This window comes from Myxococcus sp. MISCRS1 (genome assembly GCF_026626605.1).
GTDB lineage: Bacteria > Myxococcota > Myxococcia > Myxococcales > Myxococcaceae > Myxococcus > Myxococcus fulvus.
In genome coordinates this window covers 940,959-957,112 of record NZ_JAPNKB010000001.1, presented here as the reverse complement: position 1 = coordinate 957,112, position 16,154 = coordinate 940,959, and the positions used below count along the sequence as shown (strand labels likewise).

The following is a 16,154-nucleotide window of genomic DNA, read 5'->3' as shown; positions in this document are numbered from 1 at the left end:
TCAGGGCGCCGCGCTCCAGTCCCACGCCACCACGGCCCACTCGTCCGTGGCGTCGCGATAGGTGTGCAGCGTCCTGAAGCCCACGCGCTCGTGGGCGCGTAGGGAGCGCGTGTTGCGCGCGGACACCTCGGTGACGAGCAGGTCGAAGCGGCCGCGGTAGAGCTCCCGGTGCTTCGCGTAGAGCTGGTCGAAGAGCCCCTTGCCCCGGTGGGCCTTGTCCACGCAGACCTGCCCCATGACGTAGAAGCGCTGCTCTCGCAGCGCGCGCCCCCGGTACTCCAGCGTGTCGAGCAGGTCGAACATCGGGACGAGCAGGGGCATCAGCGCCCGGCACTCGCGGGGCATCGTCAGCGCGTACGCCACCAGCTCGTCGCCGTGGTGCGCGACGATGCTGGGCGCCAGCGCGTGCATCTGCTCCAGGGCCGTCACGTCGTGCTCCACGGTGACGAAGCCTTGCGAGCGCATCTCGTCATCCTCGAGCACCTGCTTCAGGTTCCTGCGCTGCAGCTCCAGGATTCGCGGGAGCTCCGACGGACCGCGCACCGCCGTCACCTCATAGGGGCTTGCCATGGTGCTGGGAGGATAGACGAGGCGCGGTGTGTCGCACGAGCCAGCGCTCGACGTCCTTGAACTGCTGGGTACGGGCGGGCAGGTGGGACTGGTTGTAGCGCTGCGCGGCGTTCGCCAGCGTGAGGGCGCGCTGGCGCTGGCCGGGCTCGGCCTCGAGCGCTCGGGCCATCGAGTAGCGGGCGCTGGCCAGCTCATCGGCGTAGCGCTCGGCGGAGGGCTGTTCGAGCAGGCCGAGGGCCCGCTCCAGCAGGGGGATGGCCTTGCGCGACTCCCCCAGGCCCAGGTGGTCATCGGCGACGTTCATCAGCTCCATCCCCACCCGGGCATCCTGGGGACCGTAGCGCTTCTCGCGGATGGTCACCGCGCGCTGGTGGTGCTTCAGCGCCTCCTCGTGCCGCCCCAGCGAGGCCAGCACCAGGCCCATGCGTGAGAGGGACGCGCCCACGTCGCTGGCGTCGGGGCCCTGCACCTTCTCGTGGATGCGCGCCGCCTTGATGTAGTGCTGGAGGCTCTCCTCCGGGCGCCCCTGCTCCATCAGGAACCCCGCCAGGTTGTGGTACGCGCTGGCCACCGCCTCGCTCTCCTCGCCGTAGACGCGCTGGTTGATGGCCAGCGCCTCCCGTCCGTATCGGAGCGCGGCCTCGATGTCGCCGAGCCGCACGTTGAAGACGGCGAGGTTGCTGAGCACGGTGGCGAGGTACGGATGCTCGGGGCCGTACTTCTCCCGGTAGATGGCCTCCGCCTCGGTGAGGAAGCGAAGCCCCTCCGCGTGGCGGTCGAACTCGTGGAGCGCGTGGCCCATGGTCAACAGCGCCGTGCCGAGCTCCGGCTCGTTCGAGGTGTAGAGCTTGCGCGCCAGCTCCACCGCGCGCTGGCTCGCGGCCAGCGCCTCCTCGCGTCGCCCGCGCCTGCGGTGGAGGCTGGCGAGGTTGCGGAAGTACATCGCCTCGATGCGCGCGTCGCCGCCCAGCCTGCGCAGCGCCGCCTCCGCGTGTCCGGGCACGGCGCCGTCCGGGTCCACCTCCGGCCCCACCAGGCTGAGCAGGCGGATCATCCCCGCCCACGACTCGGCGGCCTGTCGGTCATGGCGACTGGCGGTGGCCACCTGGATGGCCTGGTGCAGGGTCTTGATGGCGTCGCGGTACGCGAGGTTCTTCCCCTGCGTCTCGGCGAGCAGGTCCAGCACCTCCGCCTCGAGCGGCCCGTAGCCGATGGCGTGGGCCTCGGCCGCCACCTCGTTCGCCAGCAGGAGCGCGGGCGCGACCTGGCCCGCGTTGAGCTTCGCGCGCACCTGGGCCCGTCGGGTGCGCAGGGCCTCCATGCGCTTCTGGCTGGCCTCGTCCGCGGGCGGCGGCTCGGGCGCGGCCAGCGCGGCCAGGTTGGCGCAGACGGACACGCTCTCCAGCGAGTGCACCACGCGCGTCGCGTTCTGGATGACCTGCGCGTCCGCGGCGGCGAGCGTGTCCACCACGGCGCCCAGGTCCTTGAGCCGCTGGTCCAGGCAGATGACCTGTCGCTCGAGCAGCCGCTCCGTCTGCTGTCCCTTCACGCGCGTGGCGACACACGCCTCGTGGCTCGCGGTGAGCCAGGCCCGTGCCTGGCCGTTCAACGTGCGCTCCACTTCGCTCCACGCGCCCGCGGCGTAGGGCAGGGGGCTCTGGGTGAAGCGCGCGCGCACGGCGGCCCCGCGGGCCTCATCCCAGACGCCGACGAGGGCCTGCTCGTTGCTGGCGCAGGGCGACGCGGACGTGGTGCGGTGCAGGACGGCGCCTCCCACGAGCAACACCAGCCCTGCGGCCGTGGCGAGCGCGGCGCGGCGCCACCGGGTCCCGGGGGCATGGCTGAGCCCGCGCAAAAGCGCGTCCATGGATTCGTGGCGCGCCTCCGGCGAGGCGGCGAGTCCTCGCAGCAACACCTGATGCAGCCACACCGGGACATCCGAGCCCGGTGGTGGCCGAGGTCCGGGCGGCACGCGGACAGGCAGCTGCGTGCCGGGGCTCGCGGGCTCGGCCGGGGTGAAGGGGCGCTTGCCATAGAGGGCCTCGTGCAGCGCGACGCAGAAGCTGTACTGGTCGCTGCGCGCGTCGGAGGGCTCGCCGCGCTTCTGCTCGGGCGCCATGTAGGCCGGCGTTCCCAGCACCATGTCCGAGCGGGTGTGCCACTCGCTGCGCAGCGGGGCGGGCGGGCCGCTCGGGGTGGGCGTGGGCGTGTCCTCGACGCCCTCGACGATGCGCGCCAGCCCGAAGTCGGTGATGCGCACGCGCCCGTCCTTGCCGACGAGCGCGTTGTCGGGCTTGAAGTCCCGGTGCACCAGCCCCTGCGCGTGCGCCGCCGCGAGCCCGCGCCCGGCCTGGATGAACAGGCCCAGCGTCTCGCGCCAGTCCTTGGGGCCCTTGCTCGCGCGGATGTGCGCGCGCAGCGTGGTGCCGTCCACCAGCTCCATGGCCAGGAAGACGTGCTCACCGAAGCGGCCCACGTCGTGGATGGTGATGACGTTCGGGTGGATGACGCGGGCGGTGGCCTGGGCCTCGCGCAACAGCCGCGCCTGGGCGCGCTCGAGGTGGGCGGAGCTGCTGGAGTCGATGCGGATCAGCTTGAGCGCGACGCGCCGGTCCAGCTCCGGGTCATACGCCGCGTGGACGACGCCCATGCCCCCGGAGCCGATGCGCTCGAGCACCACGTAGCGCCCGAGCAGCGCCCCGCGCTCGATCCACGAGCGCGCGGAGGTGGGCGTCGCGGGCGTGGAGGACGGAGGGCTTGCCTCCTCGTCCCGCGAACGCGCGGCCTCCGCCAGGAGTGCTCGACAGGAGGCGCAGGAATCAAGATGCTGCTCCACCTCATGCGTCGCTTCGACGTCCAGCTCACCCAGTGCGAAGGCGAAGAGTCGTCGTGTCTCGATGCATTCCATGACCGTGGCGAAGATAACCGACGTGGGCGGTCAAGACGATGAGTGGCTCCGAGCATGAAGAGGACCTGGCCTTCGCGCGCGCCTGCGCGCGGCAGGACGCCAGCGCCCTGACCGAGTTCGAGTCGCGCTTCATCCCGTCGCTCCGCAAGGCGCTGCTGCACCGGGGGCTGGAAGTCACGGTGGCGGATGAGGCGCTCCAGTTGCTGCGCGTGAAGCTTTTCCTTCCCAGCGGAGAGCGCGCGCCGCGCATCGCCGACTACGAGGGGCAGGGCTCGTTGCTGGCGTGGCTCCGCGTGGCCGCCCTGCGCACCGCGCTCAACCTGATGCGGGAGCGGAAGATTTCGCTCGACCTGGATGACTCCAAGCTCGCGGAGACGAGCGTTCAAGACGTGGACATGGACCGGCGCTTCATCCAGGAGCGCTACCGCGAGGACTTCACGGTGGCGTTCCAGGAGGCGCTCGGCGCGCTGGAGCCTCGGGGGCGGACGCTGCTGCGGCTGCACCTGGTGGAGGGCATGGGCACGGCGCAGATTGCCCGCGCGTACCAGGTGGACCGCTCCACGGTGAAGCGGTGGCTGGCGCAGTTCCGCGAGCGGCTGCGGCAGGACGTGCGCGAGCGGCTCGCGGCCCGGCTGGGCGAGAACTCCGAGGGGCTCACCAGTTTGCTGCGGGTGCTCCAGAGTCAGCTGGACCTGAGCATCCGCTCGGTGATGCGCGACGCGACGCCGTCTTGAGCGCTGGCGCGCCCGGATTCTTGGGGAAAAGTGAGGCGCGAATGCGCCACTTCGCGCCGGGGCGTGTCGAGAGGGTGATGTGCCCCGATACCGCGCTTGCTTCCCCACACCCCCTGCGCGGACCCGGGGACGGCTGACCGCTCCTGGTCGGGAATTCGAGGGGAGCGTGGAGAAGGTCCGCGGGGGGCCTCTCCACGCTCCTTGTTCGAGCGTGCGCTCAGGCCTTCGTCGTCGCGAGCGCCTGTCGGATGGCGACCACCAGGGGGCAGTCGTCCTTCTCCAGGTCGAAGGGCTTGCGAGGGAAGAGGGGAGGCTGCGCCATGAAGCGGGGGCGGGTGCCCCGGTGCGGCTGCGCGGCGTGGGCGATGAACGGATGGCAGAGGTAGACGGTCCCCGCGTCGCCCGTGGCCAGCGCCTCCGGTCGTGACGCCGTCTGCTCCATCCGCTGCGCCAGCTCCATGAACGAAAGGCCCGCATCGCCCATGGGGGCCAGCATCCGCGCGACGTCGTGATGCGAGCCGACACGGAGTCGCGTGGGAGCGTCGCTCTCTCCGACGTCGGAGAACAAGAAGAGCATCAGGAGCGCGCGCCCCTGGGTGGAGACGTTGCTGCGCCACTCGAAGAAGGAGTCGGTGCCGCCCGGTGGAGGGAAGCTGACGTCGACGTGCCAGCCGTCGTCACCGGGGTTTTCGGTGCTGGGGAAGCGGACCGGGAAGGAGCCCAGGCTCATCCTCGGCCACCATCGCTCGAAGCCGACGAGCTGGTCGTACGCGGACTTCAGCCTCGGGGTGTTCGCGGCCGCGCGGAAGACGTCCTGCGTGTACTCGCCGAGCCGGACCACGGGGCGGGTCCAGCTCGAAGGGTCGTCGGGTGAACAGCCGGTGTCCTTCCAGAGGAGGGCGCGCGCCTCGGCGGCGACCTCCTTCGGGAAGGCGTCATCGAGCCGGACGAAGCCCTGCTCGATGAACTGTTGAAGCTGGGACGCACTCAGGACCGGGGAGGATTCAGGGGGCATGGGGCGCGGGGACGGAGGGACGCGCTGATCCTGACAGGTCCCGCGCGGGGACGTCAGGGCTGTCCCACGACCTGGAGCATCTGGATGAGATTGCCGCAGGTGTCCTCGAACGTGGCGATGATGGCGGGCCCGAACTGGGTGGGCGCCTTGGTGAACACCACGCCGCGTGCCTTCAGTCGCTCATATTCCTCGTGGATGTTCGTCGACGTGAAGGCCGTGGCGGGGATGCCATCCGCGAAGATGGCCTTCTGGTACGCCGTCGCCGCCGGGTGCCCGTTGGGCTCCAGCAGCAGCTCCGTGCCGTTCGGGTCGTCCGGCGACACCACCGTCAGCCAGCGCGCTCCGCCCGCGGGCACGTCCACCTTCGTCACGAAGCCCAGCTTCTCCGTGTAGAACTTCTGGGCCTTGGCCTGGTCGTCGACGAACACGCTATTCATCGAGATGCGCATCGGTTCCTCCAAGAGGGGACAACGTCGTCGACGCGGACCTCCCGCGTGACGTTCAACCATTTCGTTGAGAATAGCGATGGAGGCGGGACAGTCAACCATCTGGTTGTGAGTGCGGCTCGGGCATGAAGTGGGTCAGCTTCCAGACTCCCTGGCGCGGGCGCGGACCTCGGCGGCGAACAGCTCGGCGGCGGGGGCTCGGGGCGCACCCTTGCGCCAGAGGAGGGCGGCCAGCTCGGAGCGGGGCGCCGGGGACAGTCGCTTGACGACCAGTCGCTCCACGTCGGCCAGGCGCGGCTCGGGCAACACCGTGACGGCGAGCCCCGCGCGGACGATGGCGAGCACCGTGCCCACGGCGTTGGACTCGAGCGCGATGCGTGGGGACAGCCGCAGCGTGGCGAAGTACGCGTCCACGCGCGAGCGCACCCGCAGGCCCGGGGAGAGCAGGGCGAAGGGCTCGTCCGTGAGCTGCTTCACGCCCACCGTCTCCGCGCCCGCCAGCCCGTGGCCTCGCGCGACGACGAGCGCGAGCCGGCTGTCGAACACCGGCTCCGTGTCCAGGTCCGGCGCGCGCGCCGGTGCGTAGCCCAGCCCCACGTCCAGCTTTCCGTCCGTCAAGCGCCGCTCCATCCTGCGCACCACCAGCTCCTCCGCGCTGAGCGCGAGGCCGGGGTGCCGGCGCAGGACGGCGGCGAGCGCGGGGACAACCAGGCCTCGCATGCTGGGGGGATAGCCCACGCGCAGCGCGCCCGTGGCCAGGCCTCGCAGCGCGCCCACCGCCATCCGTCCCGCGTCCACGTCCTCCAACGCGCGCGACGCGTAGCTGCGGAACAGCTCTCCGGCCTGCGTCAGGCGCACGCCCGCGCGGGAGCGCTCGAAGAGGGGCGTCTGTAGCTCCTCCTCCAGCTGGCGGATCTGCTGGGACAGCGTGGGCTGCGAGACGTGTACCCGCCGCGCGGCCCGGCCGAAGTGCAGCGTGTCCGCCACGGCGGTGAAGTAGCGCAGGTGTCGGAGCTCCATGGGTCCATCATAGATGGTGCCTATCGAAGCGATGCGAACAAACGAATGTACGAATCGAGCCCGGTCCGTAGAACTTCGGTGTCACCAGAAGGAAGGACCGCGAGATGAAGGCATCGGACCTGTTCGTCAAAGCGCTGGAGGCCGAGGGCGTGCGCTACGTCTTCGGGCTGCCCGGCGAGGAGAATCTGGACCTCTTGGAGTCGATGCGCGGCTCCAGCCTGAAGCTGGTGCTGACCCGCCACGAGCAGGCGGCCGGCTTCATGGCGGCGACGTGGGGGCGGCTGACCGGCAAGGCGGGCGTCACCCTGGCGACGCTGGGGCCGGGCGCCACCAACCTCGTCACGCCCGCCGCGTACGCGCAACTGGGCGCCATGCCCATGGTGATGCTCACCGGGCAGAAGCCCATCAAGGCGAGCAAGCAGGGCCACTTCCAGATTGTCGACGTGGTGGGGATGATGCGCCCGCTCACCAAGCTGACGCGCACGCTCGTCTCCGCGGAGCACGTCCCGTCCGCCGTGCGCGAGGCCTTCCGCCGCGCGGAGGAGGAGCGCCCCGGCGCCACCCATCTGGAATTGCCCGAGGACGTCGCGCGCGAGGCCACCGAGGCGCCGTTGCTCGCGCCCAGCGCGTGGCGCAGGCCCGTGGCGGACGAGGGCTCCATCGCGCGGGCGGTGGAGACGATTGCCTCCGCGCGCCGGCCGCTGCTGATGGTGGGCGCGGGCGCGAACCGGAAGCTCACCTCGGAGATGCTGCGCGTCCTGGTGGACCGGGTGGGGATTCCCTTCTCGAGCACGCAGATGGGCAAGGGCGTCGTCGATGAGTCCCACCCGCTGTGGATGGGCACCGCCGCGCTGTCGGACGGAGACTTCGTCCACCGCGCCATCGAGATGTCCGACTGCATCATCAACGTGGGACACGACGTCATCGAGAAGCCGCCGTTCGTGATGCGCGACAGCAGCCGCGCCGTTGTCCACCTGAACTTCTCCTCGGCGGAGGTGGACCCGGTCTACTTCCCGAAGCTGGAGGTGACGGGGGACATCGCCAACGCCGTGTGGCGCATCGCGGAGGGTCTGGGACAGCGTGGGGCGAGCTGGGACTTCGCGCCGTTCGAGAAGGCCCGGGCGGGGCTGGAGGCGCAGCTGGCGCGAGGCGCGGCGGATGACCGCTTCCCCATCTACCCCGCGCGGCTGGTGGCGGAGGTGCGCCGCGCGCTGCCGGATGACGGCATCGTGTGCCTGGACAATGGCATGTACAAGCTGTGGTTCGCCCGGTACTACCGCACGCGGCGGCCCAACACGCTCCTGTTGGACAACGCGCTCGCGACGATGGGGGCGGGGCTGCCCTCCGCGATTGCGGCGAAGCTGGTGCATCCGCGCCGCAAGGTGGTGGCGGTCTGCGGTGACGGTGGGTTCATGATGAACTCGCAGGAGCTGGAGACGGCGGTGCGGCTGGGGCTGGACCTGACGGTGGTCGTCGTGCGTGACGACGGCTACGGGATGATTCGCTGGAAGCAGGGGGAGATGGGCCTGCCGGATTTCGGTATGGCGTTGGGCAACCCCGACTTCGTCCGCTACGCGGAGGCGTACGGCGCCAGGGGGCATCGACCCACGAGCGCGTCGGAGTTCGGCTCCACCCTGTCACGCTGCCTGGAGTCGGGCGGCGTGCATGTCATCGACCTGCCCATCGACTACTCGGACAACACCCGCGCGCTCGGCGTCGGGGAGAAGGAAGGCGAGGTGCTCCATGTTGGCTGAACGCTACCCGTACTACGTGGCCAACCGGCCGCGCTGGCCGAACACGGACCTGCCCGTGGTGGACAAGTACTCGGGCGAGGTGGTGACGCGCGTCGCGCTCTCGGACGCGGCCGCGGTGGAGGAGGCCATCGCCGCCGCGGTGCGCGCGGCGGGGCCGATGCGGCGGCTGCCCGCGCATGCCCGACAGGCGGTGCTGGAGCACTGCGTGCGTCGCTTCCAGGCGCGCGCGGAGGAGCTGGCCCGGGTCCTCTGCATCGAGGCGGGCAAGCCCCTGCGCGACGCGCGCGGCGAGGTGACGCGGCTCATCGAGACCTTCAAGGCCGCCGCCGAGGAGGCGGTGCGCGGGGGCGGCGAGGTGCTGAACCTGGAGGTGTCCGCGCGGGCCGAGGGTTATCGGGGCTTCACGCGTCGGGTGCCGGTGGGGCCCGTGTCTCTCATCACGCCATTCAACTTCCCGCTCAACCTGGTGGCGCACAAGGTCGCCCCCGCGATTGCCGCGGGCTGCCCGTTCATCCTGAAGCCGTCGGACCGCACGCCCGTGAGCGCGATGATTCTGGCGGAGGTGCTCGCGGAGACGGACCTGCCCGAGGGCGCGTTCTCCGTCGTCACGCCGACGCTGAAGGACATCGGTCCGCTCATCGAGGACGAGCGGCTGAAGCTCCTGTCGTTCACGGGCTCGGAGAAGGTGGGCTGGGAGCTCAAGGCGCGCGCGGGGCGCAAGAAGGTGGTGCTGGAGCTGGGCGGCAACGCGGCGTGCGTGGTGGACCGCGAGCCGGGCGCGCCGCTGGAGGCGGTGGCGGACCGCGTGGCGCTCGGGGCGTTCTTCCAGTCGGGGCAGAGCTGCATCTCGGTGCAGCGGGTGCTGGTGCATGCGTCGCACTACGACGCATTCAAGGCGCTCATCGTCGCGCGGGCGCGGGCGCTGCGCTCGGGGAACCCTCGGGACGAGGCGACGACGCTGGGGCCGATGATCGACGAGCCGGCGGCGAAGCGGCTCGAGGGGTGGATCCAGGACGCGGTGGAGCGGGGTGCCCGGGTGCTGACGGGCGGTGGACGCAAGGGGGCGCTGCTGGAGGCCACGGTGCTGGAGGGGGTGCCCGAGGACGCGCCGCTGAGCGCGGAGGAGGCGTTCGGTCCGGTGGTGCTCTTGCAGCCCTTCACGTCCTTCACGGAGGCGATGGCCGAGGTCAACGCGGGGCGGTACGGGCTCCAGGCAGGGCTCTTCACCAACGACCTCTCACGGGCGATGCACGCCTGGGACGAGCTGGAGGTGGGCGGCGTGGTGGTGGGGGACGTGCCGAGCTTCCGCGTGGACACCATGCCCTACGGCGGCGTGAAGGGCTCCGGCCTGGGGCGCGAGGGCGTGAAGTACGCCATCGAGGACATGACCGAGCTGCGGTTGCTGGTGCTGCGCCAGCGCGCGCCCCAGGAGGATTGAGGCGCGGCGCGAGCGTGGCCAAGATGCCCGGATGGACCAGGACGAGCGCGACTTCATCGAGCGCATCAAGAAGGAGGAGCCCTCCCGGGGGCTCCGCGTGCGCGTGAGTGACTCGGAGGAGTACCGCGTCACGGCGCTCGGCCGCGGCGAGATGGGCTTCTACCAGCAGAACGACAGGGCCCTGCTGTTCGAGTTCAGCGCCGGCTTCGGCTTCATCGTCAAGAAGTCCATCCGGCGCTGGGACGACGGCAAGAAGGTCACCGACGCGGAGCGCGAGGTCATCGTCCAGCGCATCGCCGACTACCTGAAGGCCGGCGGTGCACAGTACGTCAAGGTCATCGAGTGACCCCACGTCAGCGGATGATGGCGTAACCGGCGTGCGCGTGGTCGCTCACGCCGTCCGTCTTCACCTGCGCGGCGTTGTGCGTGTCCAGCCCGCCCGACACCCAGACCTGGTCGAAGTTGTCGCCGTTGGCCTTCTTGCCGCCGACCACGCGGTGCAGCCCCGCGCCCTCGAGCGCCTTGCCCACGTTCTCGGTCGAGTCGTTGAAGTCTCCCATCACCACCAGCTCGCGCGCCGGCGGCCCCTTGGCCTCCGCGCGCGCCACCTCCGCGAGGAACTGGAGCTGCTTCTCACGCAGCCCCGCGCCTTCCTTCCCCGCGGCCAGGTGCACGTTGATGATGCTCTTCTCCTGGCCATCCGGCCCCACCACGCGCGTCACCAGCGCCGTGCGCGGCTCGGAGGGACTGTTCTTCCTGAGCGCCTCGTTGCGCTCCCCCAGCGCCTTGCGCTCGGACTCCGTCAGCTTGCCGTCTCCCAGCGCCGCCAGGTCCTCCTTCGTCGACACCGCGGGCCCTCCGGACTCCGCCGCCGGCAGCGTCACCGTGTACGCGTCCACCACCTTGTCCGGCGCCCCCACGTAGATGGCGTTGCCGTACGTCGCGTCCGCGCCCGTGTCGCCCTTGATGCTCCTGTCGTCCCCGGAGAACGACTCGCCCGTCACCAGCGTCCCCTCGGGCGTCTGGTACAGCGTCGTCCCATCCGCGCCCTTGCGGATCGCCGTGGCCGGCGCGTCCTCGTGCAGCCCCACCGTGGGCACCGTGCCCGACTTGAACGCCTCGAACGCCGGGTTCAGGTGCCGCGCGATGTCCAACGCCGTGTTCGCGTTCCCGCTGCGGTCCACGCCGATGTCCACCTCCTGGAACCCGGCGATGGTCGCGCCCGTCTCGCGGATGAGCTCCGCCTGCTCCTCGCGGTTCTTCGCCGTGCGGTACTCGGAGCCCGCGCCGTTGGCCAGGTTCAGCGTCAGCACCCCCGTGCCGTTCTGGATGTCCGGCAGCTCGTCCGCGTGCACCGGCTTCGAGTAGCCGCTCGGCCCCTCGTTCGCTCCCCCAGACAAGTCCGGCCGCGTGGGGCTGGGGCCCGGTGACGGAGACGGCGTGAAGGAGTCCTTCGCCTGCGCCGAGCCCGACGCCGCGCCCGCGCCATCCTTGGGCCGCGCCTCGTTGGCCGTGGAGGGGGCGGGCGGCTGCTGAACGACGCTCCGGGCCCAATGGCCCGCGACATTCCAGATGCTCATCACCATCTCCTGCGCTCAGGAAGCACACGGCCCGGGCCGTGGTTCCGCGTGGACAGCGTGGGCCCGAGTCTCCCTCAACCCGGTCATCCCGGAAAGCCGCGCCGGGTCCAGGGGAACCTCCCTCCAAAAAGGTCCTGGACCATCCCCGCTCGTACCGTTAGTAGGTTTGACCTCAAACATTAAGCCCGGGAGCACGGAGTCCACGCGAGAGGGAGGCGCGGGACCGGGGCTCGCCGTGCGCCCCGACTCGAAAGGTCCCAGACATGGTGCGTTCCATCCCCTTGCCCTGGCTCTCCGCCGCGACTCCCGAAGCACCCGTGGCGAGCGCCCCGCCGCCTCCGTTGCCCGTCCCGGTGCCCGAGGGCAGCGCGTGGGGCCTGGAGCTGTGGCAGTGGGCGGGGCTGGCGGTGCTGTTCGTGGGGGCGTGGCTGTTGGGGCGGGCCCTCGAGTGGCTGGTGCTCAGGTTGGTGGACCGGGCCACCGCCATGACGAAGTCGGGCTGGGATGACCAGCTGGCGACGTCCGCGCGAGGCCCCACGCGCTACGTGCTGTTCGCGGTGTTGGTGGCCTCGGGGCTGTGGGCGCTGAAGCTGCCGCCGGTGGCGAAGCACGGCGTGGAGCTGGTGACGCGCTCGGTGGGCCTGGTGGCGGTGGCGTGGTTCCTCTTGCGCTTCGTGAAGCTCGCCGCGGGCTTCGTCGAGCAGACGGTGGTGCGCGAGGAGAAGGGCGGCAACGTGGGCCGGGCCCGCGGCCTGCGCACGCAGCTGGCGGTGCTGCGGCGGGTCGTCGAGGTCGCCGTGGTGCTCATCGGCGCGTCGCTGATGCTGCTGCAGTTCGAGGCGGTGCGGAACGTGGGCGTGTCGCTGCTCGCCTCGGCGGGCATCGCCGGCCTGTTCATCGGCCTGGCGGCGCAGAAGTCCATCTCCACGCTGCTGGCCGGCATCCAGCTGTCCATCACCCAGCCCATCCGCATCGGCGACACCGTCATCGTGGAGAACGAGTGGGGGTGGGTGGAGGAGATCACCCTCACGTACGTGGTGGTGAAGGTGTGGGATTTGCGCCGGCTGGTGATTCCCATGGGCCACTTCCTGGAGAAGCCCTTCCAGAACTGGAGCAAGGTGTCTCCGGACATCATGGGCACCGCGGAGTTCTACGTGGACTTCCGCACGGACGTGCCCGCGGTCCGCGCCGAGCTGCGGCGCATCCTGGAGCAGGAGTCCAACGGGCTGTGGGACGGCAAGGTGGGCGGGCTGCAGGTGACGGACATGTCCGAGCGCACCATGAAGCTGCGCGCCCTGGTGAGCGCGGCGGACTCCGGCAAGGCGTTCGACCTGCGGTGCCTGGTGCGCGAGCGGCTGATGGCCTTCCTGCGCGAGCAGCCCTACGGCCTGCCCATGGTCCGCACCGAGGCCTGCCTCACCGAGCACGAGCCGTCCTCCCACAACGGCGCCCGGCCGGGCACGAATGTGGTGGCCGTGCTCCCCAGCGAGTGACTGGCCCGCACTCCACGGCCGTGCAGGTGGGCCCGTGGAGGCGCGGCTCCCATACGGGGCGTGTTTGTTGAGTGGTGAATAGTTCACCCTGCGTCTCCGGGGTGGGGTAGGTTGTCCGCAATCGCGGATTAAGCGGAAAGTGCGGTTCCGTCTCCCGAGGGCGCGCGCGGCAGCAGTGCGCGCGCCATGTGGAGTCCACACGCGGAGGCCGTGCGATGCGGCTGGCCGCGGTGATCCGCGACGCACCACCCACCCAGCAAGGAGCGCTGCCCATGAAGCGGTTGATTCCGTTTGCCCTGATGTTGCTGAGCCCTACCGCGTCGTTCGCGGGGGCCGAGGACCGGGAGCTGTGGATTTCGTTGGGCGCCGACGCCATGGAGCCCGTGGCAGAGGCGTTCGCGAAGGAAGGCTGGAAGATGCCGCCTCCGTCGCTGACGAAGAAGGAGGTGTCGGTGATTGCGGTGCGCGAGTCGCAGCTGGAGCGCATCGCCCACGTCATGCACGAGAAGTTCAACCGGTGTGCGGGCTTCGTCACGTTCGAGACCCGGGACGAGGCGGAGAAGTCGCTGGTGCCCGAGCCGCTGGCGGCCACGCAGGAGCTGGTGACGTACACCATCGACAACGCCACCGCCGTCAACTGCATGATCGGCCGGCTGACCGAGCCCGGCGTGCGCTCCACCATCACCACGCTGTCGGGGTACACCACGCGCTACTACACGCACACGACGGGCGTGAACGCGGCGAACGCGCTGCGCACCCTCTGGGCGAACATCGCCGCGTCGCGCAGCGACATCACCGCGTCGCTGTTCACCCACGCGGCGTGGGCGCAGCCCTCCGTGGTCCTCACCATCCCTGGCTCCACGCTGGCCAGCGAGGTGGTGGTGGTGGGCGGCCACCTGGACTCCATCTCCTCGGGCTCCACGGCGCCTGGCGCGGATGACAACGCCTCCGGCATCGCGTCCTTCACGGAGGTCATCCGCGCCGCGGTGTCCTGCAACTACCGTCCGCTGCGCACGGTGAAGTTCATCGGCTACGCGGCCGAAGAGGTCGGCCTGCGCGGCTCGAAGGAGATCGCCGCCTGGCACAAGAACAACGGCATCAACGTGGTGGGCGTGCTCCAGCTGGACATGACCAACTACAAGCGGTCCACCAACACGCACGACGTGGGCGTGGTCACGGACTACACCAACTCGGCGCAGAACACGTTCCTGCGCAACATCATCACCACCTACGGCGGTGGCATCGTCCAGCGCGACACCACGTGTGGCTACGCGTGCTCGGACCACGCGTCGTGGACGGCCCAGGGCTTCGCCGCCTCCATCCCGCACGAGTCGACGGTCAGCTCGGGCAACCCCTACATCCACACGGTCAACGACACGATTGCCCAGTCGGGCAACAACGCCAACCACGCCCTGAAGTTCTCGCGCATCGCCGCGGGCTTCGTGGGTGAGCTGGCCAAGGGCACCACGAACTAGGCCGTCCGTCCTCCGCCGCGCCGGCTGTCCCGGGGCGCGGCGGAGGGCGTCGAATCGTCGTCCCCGTCGGCAGGGGGGCACTGTAGGCTCGCGCGCGCAGCTCGGACCGCGCAGTGCGAGGACCCATGGCCTACTCGTCGGAGATCAGCCGCACCCAGCCCGCTTGCATCCTGCTGCTCATCGACCAGTCGGGGTCGATGGACGACCCCTTCGGGGGGCAGGGCGGCACGCGCAAGAAGGCCGAGGGTGTGGCGGACGTCACCAACCGCCTGCTGCAGAACCTGGTGGTGCGGTGCGCCCGCGAGGAGGGCATCCGGGACTACTTCCACCTGGGTGTGCTCGGGTATGGCGAGAAGGTCGCCCCGTCCTTCTCCGGCGCGCTCGCGGGGCGGGGGCTGGTGCCCATCAGCGAGGTGGGGCATGCGCCCGCGAGGCTGGAGGAGCGCACGCGCGAGCGCGAGGACGGGATGGGGGGCCTGGTGCGCGAGAAGGTCCGCTTCCCCATCTGGGTCGAGCCGCACGCGCACGGTCCCACGCCCATGTGCGAGGTGCTCCTCCGGGCCCGCGAGCTGGTGACGGCCTGGAGGCGCGAGCACCCGGAGAGCTTCCCGCCCATCGTGGTGAACATCTCCGACGGCGAGCCCACGGATGGAGACCCGACGGAGGCCGCGGCGGCGCTCCGCTCGGTGCAGGGCGCGGACGGCGCGGTGCTGCTGCTCAACGTGCACCTGTCCTCGAACCCGGCCGTGCCCATCCAGTTCCCCGACTCGGAGACGAACCTGCCGGACGCGCACGCGCGCAGGCTCTTCGCGCTCTCCAGCCCGCTTACCCAGGGCATGCTCGCCGCGGCCAGGGACGAGGGCCACGCGGTGCGAGAGGGCGCGCGCGGCTTCGTCTTCAACGCGGACATCCTCTCGCTCATCAAGTTCCTGAACATCGGGACGCGGCCGAGCAACCTGCGTTGAGCATGCGAATCGGGCTCGAGGTGATGGGCGTCCAGAAGGACGGCAACGCGCCCTCGGAGAACGAGGACGCCGCGGCGCCCGAGCACGCCTGTGTCATCGAAGAGGACACGCTGCACGTGGCCGTCGCGGACGGGGCGACGGAGAGCCTCTTCTCCGGTCTGTGGGCGCGGCTGCTCGCGCGTGAGTTCGCCCAGGGCCCGCTGCGGGCGCCCCCGGACCTGCTCCAGGCGTTGCCAGGACTGCAGCGTCGCTGGCTCGTGGAGGTCGAGGGGCGCAAGCTGCCCTGGTACGCCGAGGAGAAGCTCCGCGAGGGGGCCTTCGCCACGCTGCTGGGCGTGAGCCTCGCGGGGACGCCGGCGCGAGGGGACGGCGTCGTGGGCACATGGTCCGCGCTGGCCGTGGGGGACTCCTGCCTGTTCCAGGTGCGCGACGAGCAGCTGGTGCGGAGCTTCCCCCTGGAGCTCGCGTCGTCGTTCGGCTCGCGTCCCTTCCTGGTGTCCACGCACGGCGCGCAGAACGCGCGCGTCGTCGAGCAGGCGCGCGGGGCGACGGGCGAGGTGCGCGCGGGTGACATGCTGCTCCTGATGACGGATGCGCTGGCCCACTGGTTCCTGGGGGAGCATGAGCGGGGAGCGCGGCCCTGGCTGGCGTTGCCCGCCCGGGCTTCATTCGAGTCGTTCGTGGCGGGCCTGCGCGCGGCGCGGAGCATCCGCAATGACGACACCACGCTGATGCGCCTGTCGGTGGGGGCGTGAC

The 16,154-nt window shown here is 70.8% G+C and carries 14 protein-coding genes; 8 read left to right on the top strand and 6 right to left on the bottom strand.

Annotated elements, in window-relative coordinates; all coding sequences use genetic code 11:
* On the bottom strand, positions 1-570 hold the full coding sequence (locus tag OWM54_RS03480; protein WP_223784751.1) for a GNAT family N-acetyltransferase: 570 nt from the start codon (positions 568-570) through the stop codon (positions 1-3).
* Positions 554-3,478, bottom strand: a complete 2,925-nt coding sequence (locus OWM54_RS03475; RefSeq protein WP_267696621.1) for a tetratricopeptide repeat protein — start codon at positions 3,476-3,478, stop codon at positions 554-556. The genes OWM54_RS03480 and OWM54_RS03475 overlap by 17 nt, the downstream gene beginning before the upstream one ends.
* Before the next feature lie 38 nt (positions 3,479-3,516).
* On the opposite strand from OWM54_RS03475, the gene OWM54_RS03470 reads away from it, so the two are divergent.
* Positions 3,517-4,212, top strand: a complete 696-nt coding sequence (locus OWM54_RS03470) for a sigma-70 family RNA polymerase sigma factor (protein WP_141325817.1) — start codon at positions 3,517-3,519, stop codon at positions 4,210-4,212.
* A 217-nt stretch (positions 4,213-4,429) separates the two neighbouring features.
* On the opposite strand, the gene OWM54_RS03465 is transcribed toward OWM54_RS03470, so the two are convergent.
* The 3 genes from OWM54_RS03465 to OWM54_RS03455 all read right to left on the bottom strand — a co-directional run bounded on the left by OWM54_RS03465 (position 4,430) and on the right by OWM54_RS03455 (position 6,693).
* Positions 4,430-5,227, bottom strand: a complete 798-nt coding sequence (locus tag OWM54_RS03465; protein ID WP_267696620.1) for a phytanoyl-CoA dioxygenase family protein — start codon at positions 5,225-5,227, stop codon at positions 4,430-4,432.
* A 53-nt stretch (positions 5,228-5,280) separates the two neighbouring features.
* Positions 5,281-5,676 carry a VOC family protein gene (locus OWM54_RS03460; RefSeq protein ID WP_223750164.1) on the bottom strand — a complete coding sequence of 132 codons (396 nt, stop codon included), beginning with the start codon at positions 5,674-5,676 and terminating at the stop codon, positions 5,281-5,283.
* Between the two features lie 132 nt (positions 5,677-5,808).
* The gene (locus OWM54_RS03455; protein WP_267696619.1) at positions 5,809-6,693 is read right to left on the bottom strand and encodes a LysR substrate-binding domain-containing protein; all 885 of its coding nucleotides are present in this window, start codon (positions 6,691-6,693) and stop codon (positions 5,809-5,811) included.
* A 104-nt stretch (positions 6,694-6,797) separates the two neighbouring features.
* Here OWM54_RS03455 and OWM54_RS03450 point away from each other — a divergent pair, with 104 nt between their 5' ends.
* Genes OWM54_RS03450 through OWM54_RS03440 form a run of 3 tightly spaced genes read left to right on the top strand, consistent with a single transcriptional unit; the run spans position 6,798 to position 10,231 of the window.
* Positions 6,798-8,447: an acetolactate synthase large subunit gene (locus OWM54_RS03450; RefSeq protein ID WP_074957532.1), complete on the top strand. Its 1,650-nt coding sequence runs from the start codon at positions 6,798-6,800 to the stop codon at positions 8,445-8,447.
* The gene (locus OWM54_RS03445; protein WP_267696618.1) at positions 8,437-9,885 is read left to right on the top strand and encodes an aldehyde dehydrogenase family protein; all 1,449 of its coding nucleotides are present in this window, start codon (positions 8,437-8,439) and stop codon (positions 9,883-9,885) included. The genes OWM54_RS03450 and OWM54_RS03445 overlap by 11 nt, the downstream gene beginning before the upstream one ends.
* A 31-nt stretch (positions 9,886-9,916) precedes the next feature.
* A complete protein-coding gene (locus OWM54_RS03440) occupies positions 9,917-10,231 on the top strand; it encodes a hypothetical protein (RefSeq protein ID WP_267696617.1) in 315 nt (104 codons plus the stop codon).
* 7 nt (positions 10,232-10,238) lie between these two features.
* Here OWM54_RS03440 and OWM54_RS03435 read toward each other — a convergent pair whose 3' ends face one another.
* Positions 10,239-11,465 (bottom strand): endonuclease/exonuclease/phosphatase family protein, encoded by a 1,227-nt coding sequence (locus tag OWM54_RS03435; RefSeq protein ID WP_267696616.1) that lies wholly within the window; start codon positions 11,463-11,465, stop codon positions 10,239-10,241.
* Between the two features lie 263 nt (positions 11,466-11,728).
* Here OWM54_RS03435 and OWM54_RS03430 point away from each other — a divergent pair, with 263 nt between their 5' ends.
* The 4 genes from OWM54_RS03430 (at position 11,729) to OWM54_RS03415 (ending at position 16,153) form a co-directional block, all read left to right on the top strand.
* Positions 11,729-12,958: a mechanosensitive ion channel family protein gene (locus OWM54_RS03430; protein WP_223750158.1), complete on the top strand. Its 1,230-nt coding sequence runs from the start codon at positions 11,729-11,731 to the stop codon at positions 12,956-12,958.
* Between the two features lie 272 nt (positions 12,959-13,230).
* Positions 13,231-14,433 (top strand): M20/M25/M40 family metallo-hydrolase, encoded by a 1,203-nt coding sequence (locus OWM54_RS03425; RefSeq protein ID WP_267696615.1) that lies wholly within the window; start codon positions 13,231-13,233, stop codon positions 14,431-14,433.
* A 125-nt stretch (positions 14,434-14,558) separates the two neighbouring features.
* On the top strand, positions 14,559-15,398 hold the full coding sequence (locus tag OWM54_RS03420; protein ID WP_267696614.1) for a vWA domain-containing protein: 840 nt from the start codon (positions 14,559-14,561) through the stop codon (positions 15,396-15,398).
* Positions 15,399-15,400: 2 nt separating this feature from the next.
* On the top strand, positions 15,401-16,153 hold the full coding sequence (locus OWM54_RS03415) for a protein phosphatase 2C domain-containing protein (RefSeq protein WP_267696613.1): 753 nt from the start codon (positions 15,401-15,403) through the stop codon (positions 16,151-16,153).
* The last annotated feature ends 1 nt before the right edge of the window (position 16,154 follow it).

Excerpts from the sequence above, each read along its gene's own strand:
- OWM54_RS03415 (WP_267696613.1), top strand. The coding sequence starts at position 15,401 with ATGCGAATCGGGCTCGAGGTGATGGGCGTCCAGAAGGACGGCAACGCG.
- OWM54_RS03475 (WP_267696621.1), bottom strand. The coding sequence starts at position 3,478 with ATGGAATGCATCGAGACACGACGACTCTTCGCCTTCGCACTGGGTGAG.
- OWM54_RS03480 (WP_223784751.1), bottom strand. The coding sequence starts at position 570 with ATGGCAAGCCCCTATGAGGTGACGGCGGTGCGCGGTCCGTCGGAGCTC.
- OWM54_RS03435 (WP_267696616.1), bottom strand. The coding sequence starts at position 11,465 with ATGAGCATCTGGAATGTCGCGGGCCATTGGGCCCGGAGCGTCGTTCAG.
- OWM54_RS03460 (WP_223750164.1), bottom strand. The coding sequence starts at position 5,676 with ATGCGCATCTCGATGAATAGCGTGTTCGTCGACGACCAGGCCAAGGCC.
- OWM54_RS03420 (WP_267696614.1), top strand. The coding sequence starts at position 14,559 with ATGGCCTACTCGTCGGAGATCAGCCGCACCCAGCCCGCTTGCATCCTG.
- OWM54_RS03470 (WP_141325817.1), top strand. The coding sequence starts at position 3,517 with ATGAGTGGCTCCGAGCATGAAGAGGACCTGGCCTTCGCGCGCGCCTGC.
- OWM54_RS03425 (WP_267696615.1), top strand. The coding sequence starts at position 13,231 with ATGAAGCGGTTGATTCCGTTTGCCCTGATGTTGCTGAGCCCTACCGCG.
- OWM54_RS03430 (WP_223750158.1), top strand. The coding sequence starts at position 11,729 with ATGGTGCGTTCCATCCCCTTGCCCTGGCTCTCCGCCGCGACTCCCGAA.
- OWM54_RS03440 (WP_267696617.1), top strand. The coding sequence starts at position 9,917 with ATGGACCAGGACGAGCGCGACTTCATCGAGCGCATCAAGAAGGAGGAG.
- OWM54_RS03445 (WP_267696618.1), top strand. The coding sequence starts at position 8,437 with ATGTTGGCTGAACGCTACCCGTACTACGTGGCCAACCGGCCGCGCTGG.
- OWM54_RS03465 (WP_267696620.1), bottom strand. The coding sequence starts at position 5,227 with ATGCCCCCTGAATCCTCCCCGGTCCTGAGTGCGTCCCAGCTTCAACAG.
- OWM54_RS03455 (WP_267696619.1), bottom strand. The coding sequence starts at position 6,693 with ATGGAGCTCCGACACCTGCGCTACTTCACCGCCGTGGCGGACACGCTG.
- OWM54_RS03450 (WP_074957532.1), top strand. The coding sequence starts at position 6,798 with ATGAAGGCATCGGACCTGTTCGTCAAAGCGCTGGAGGCCGAGGGCGTG.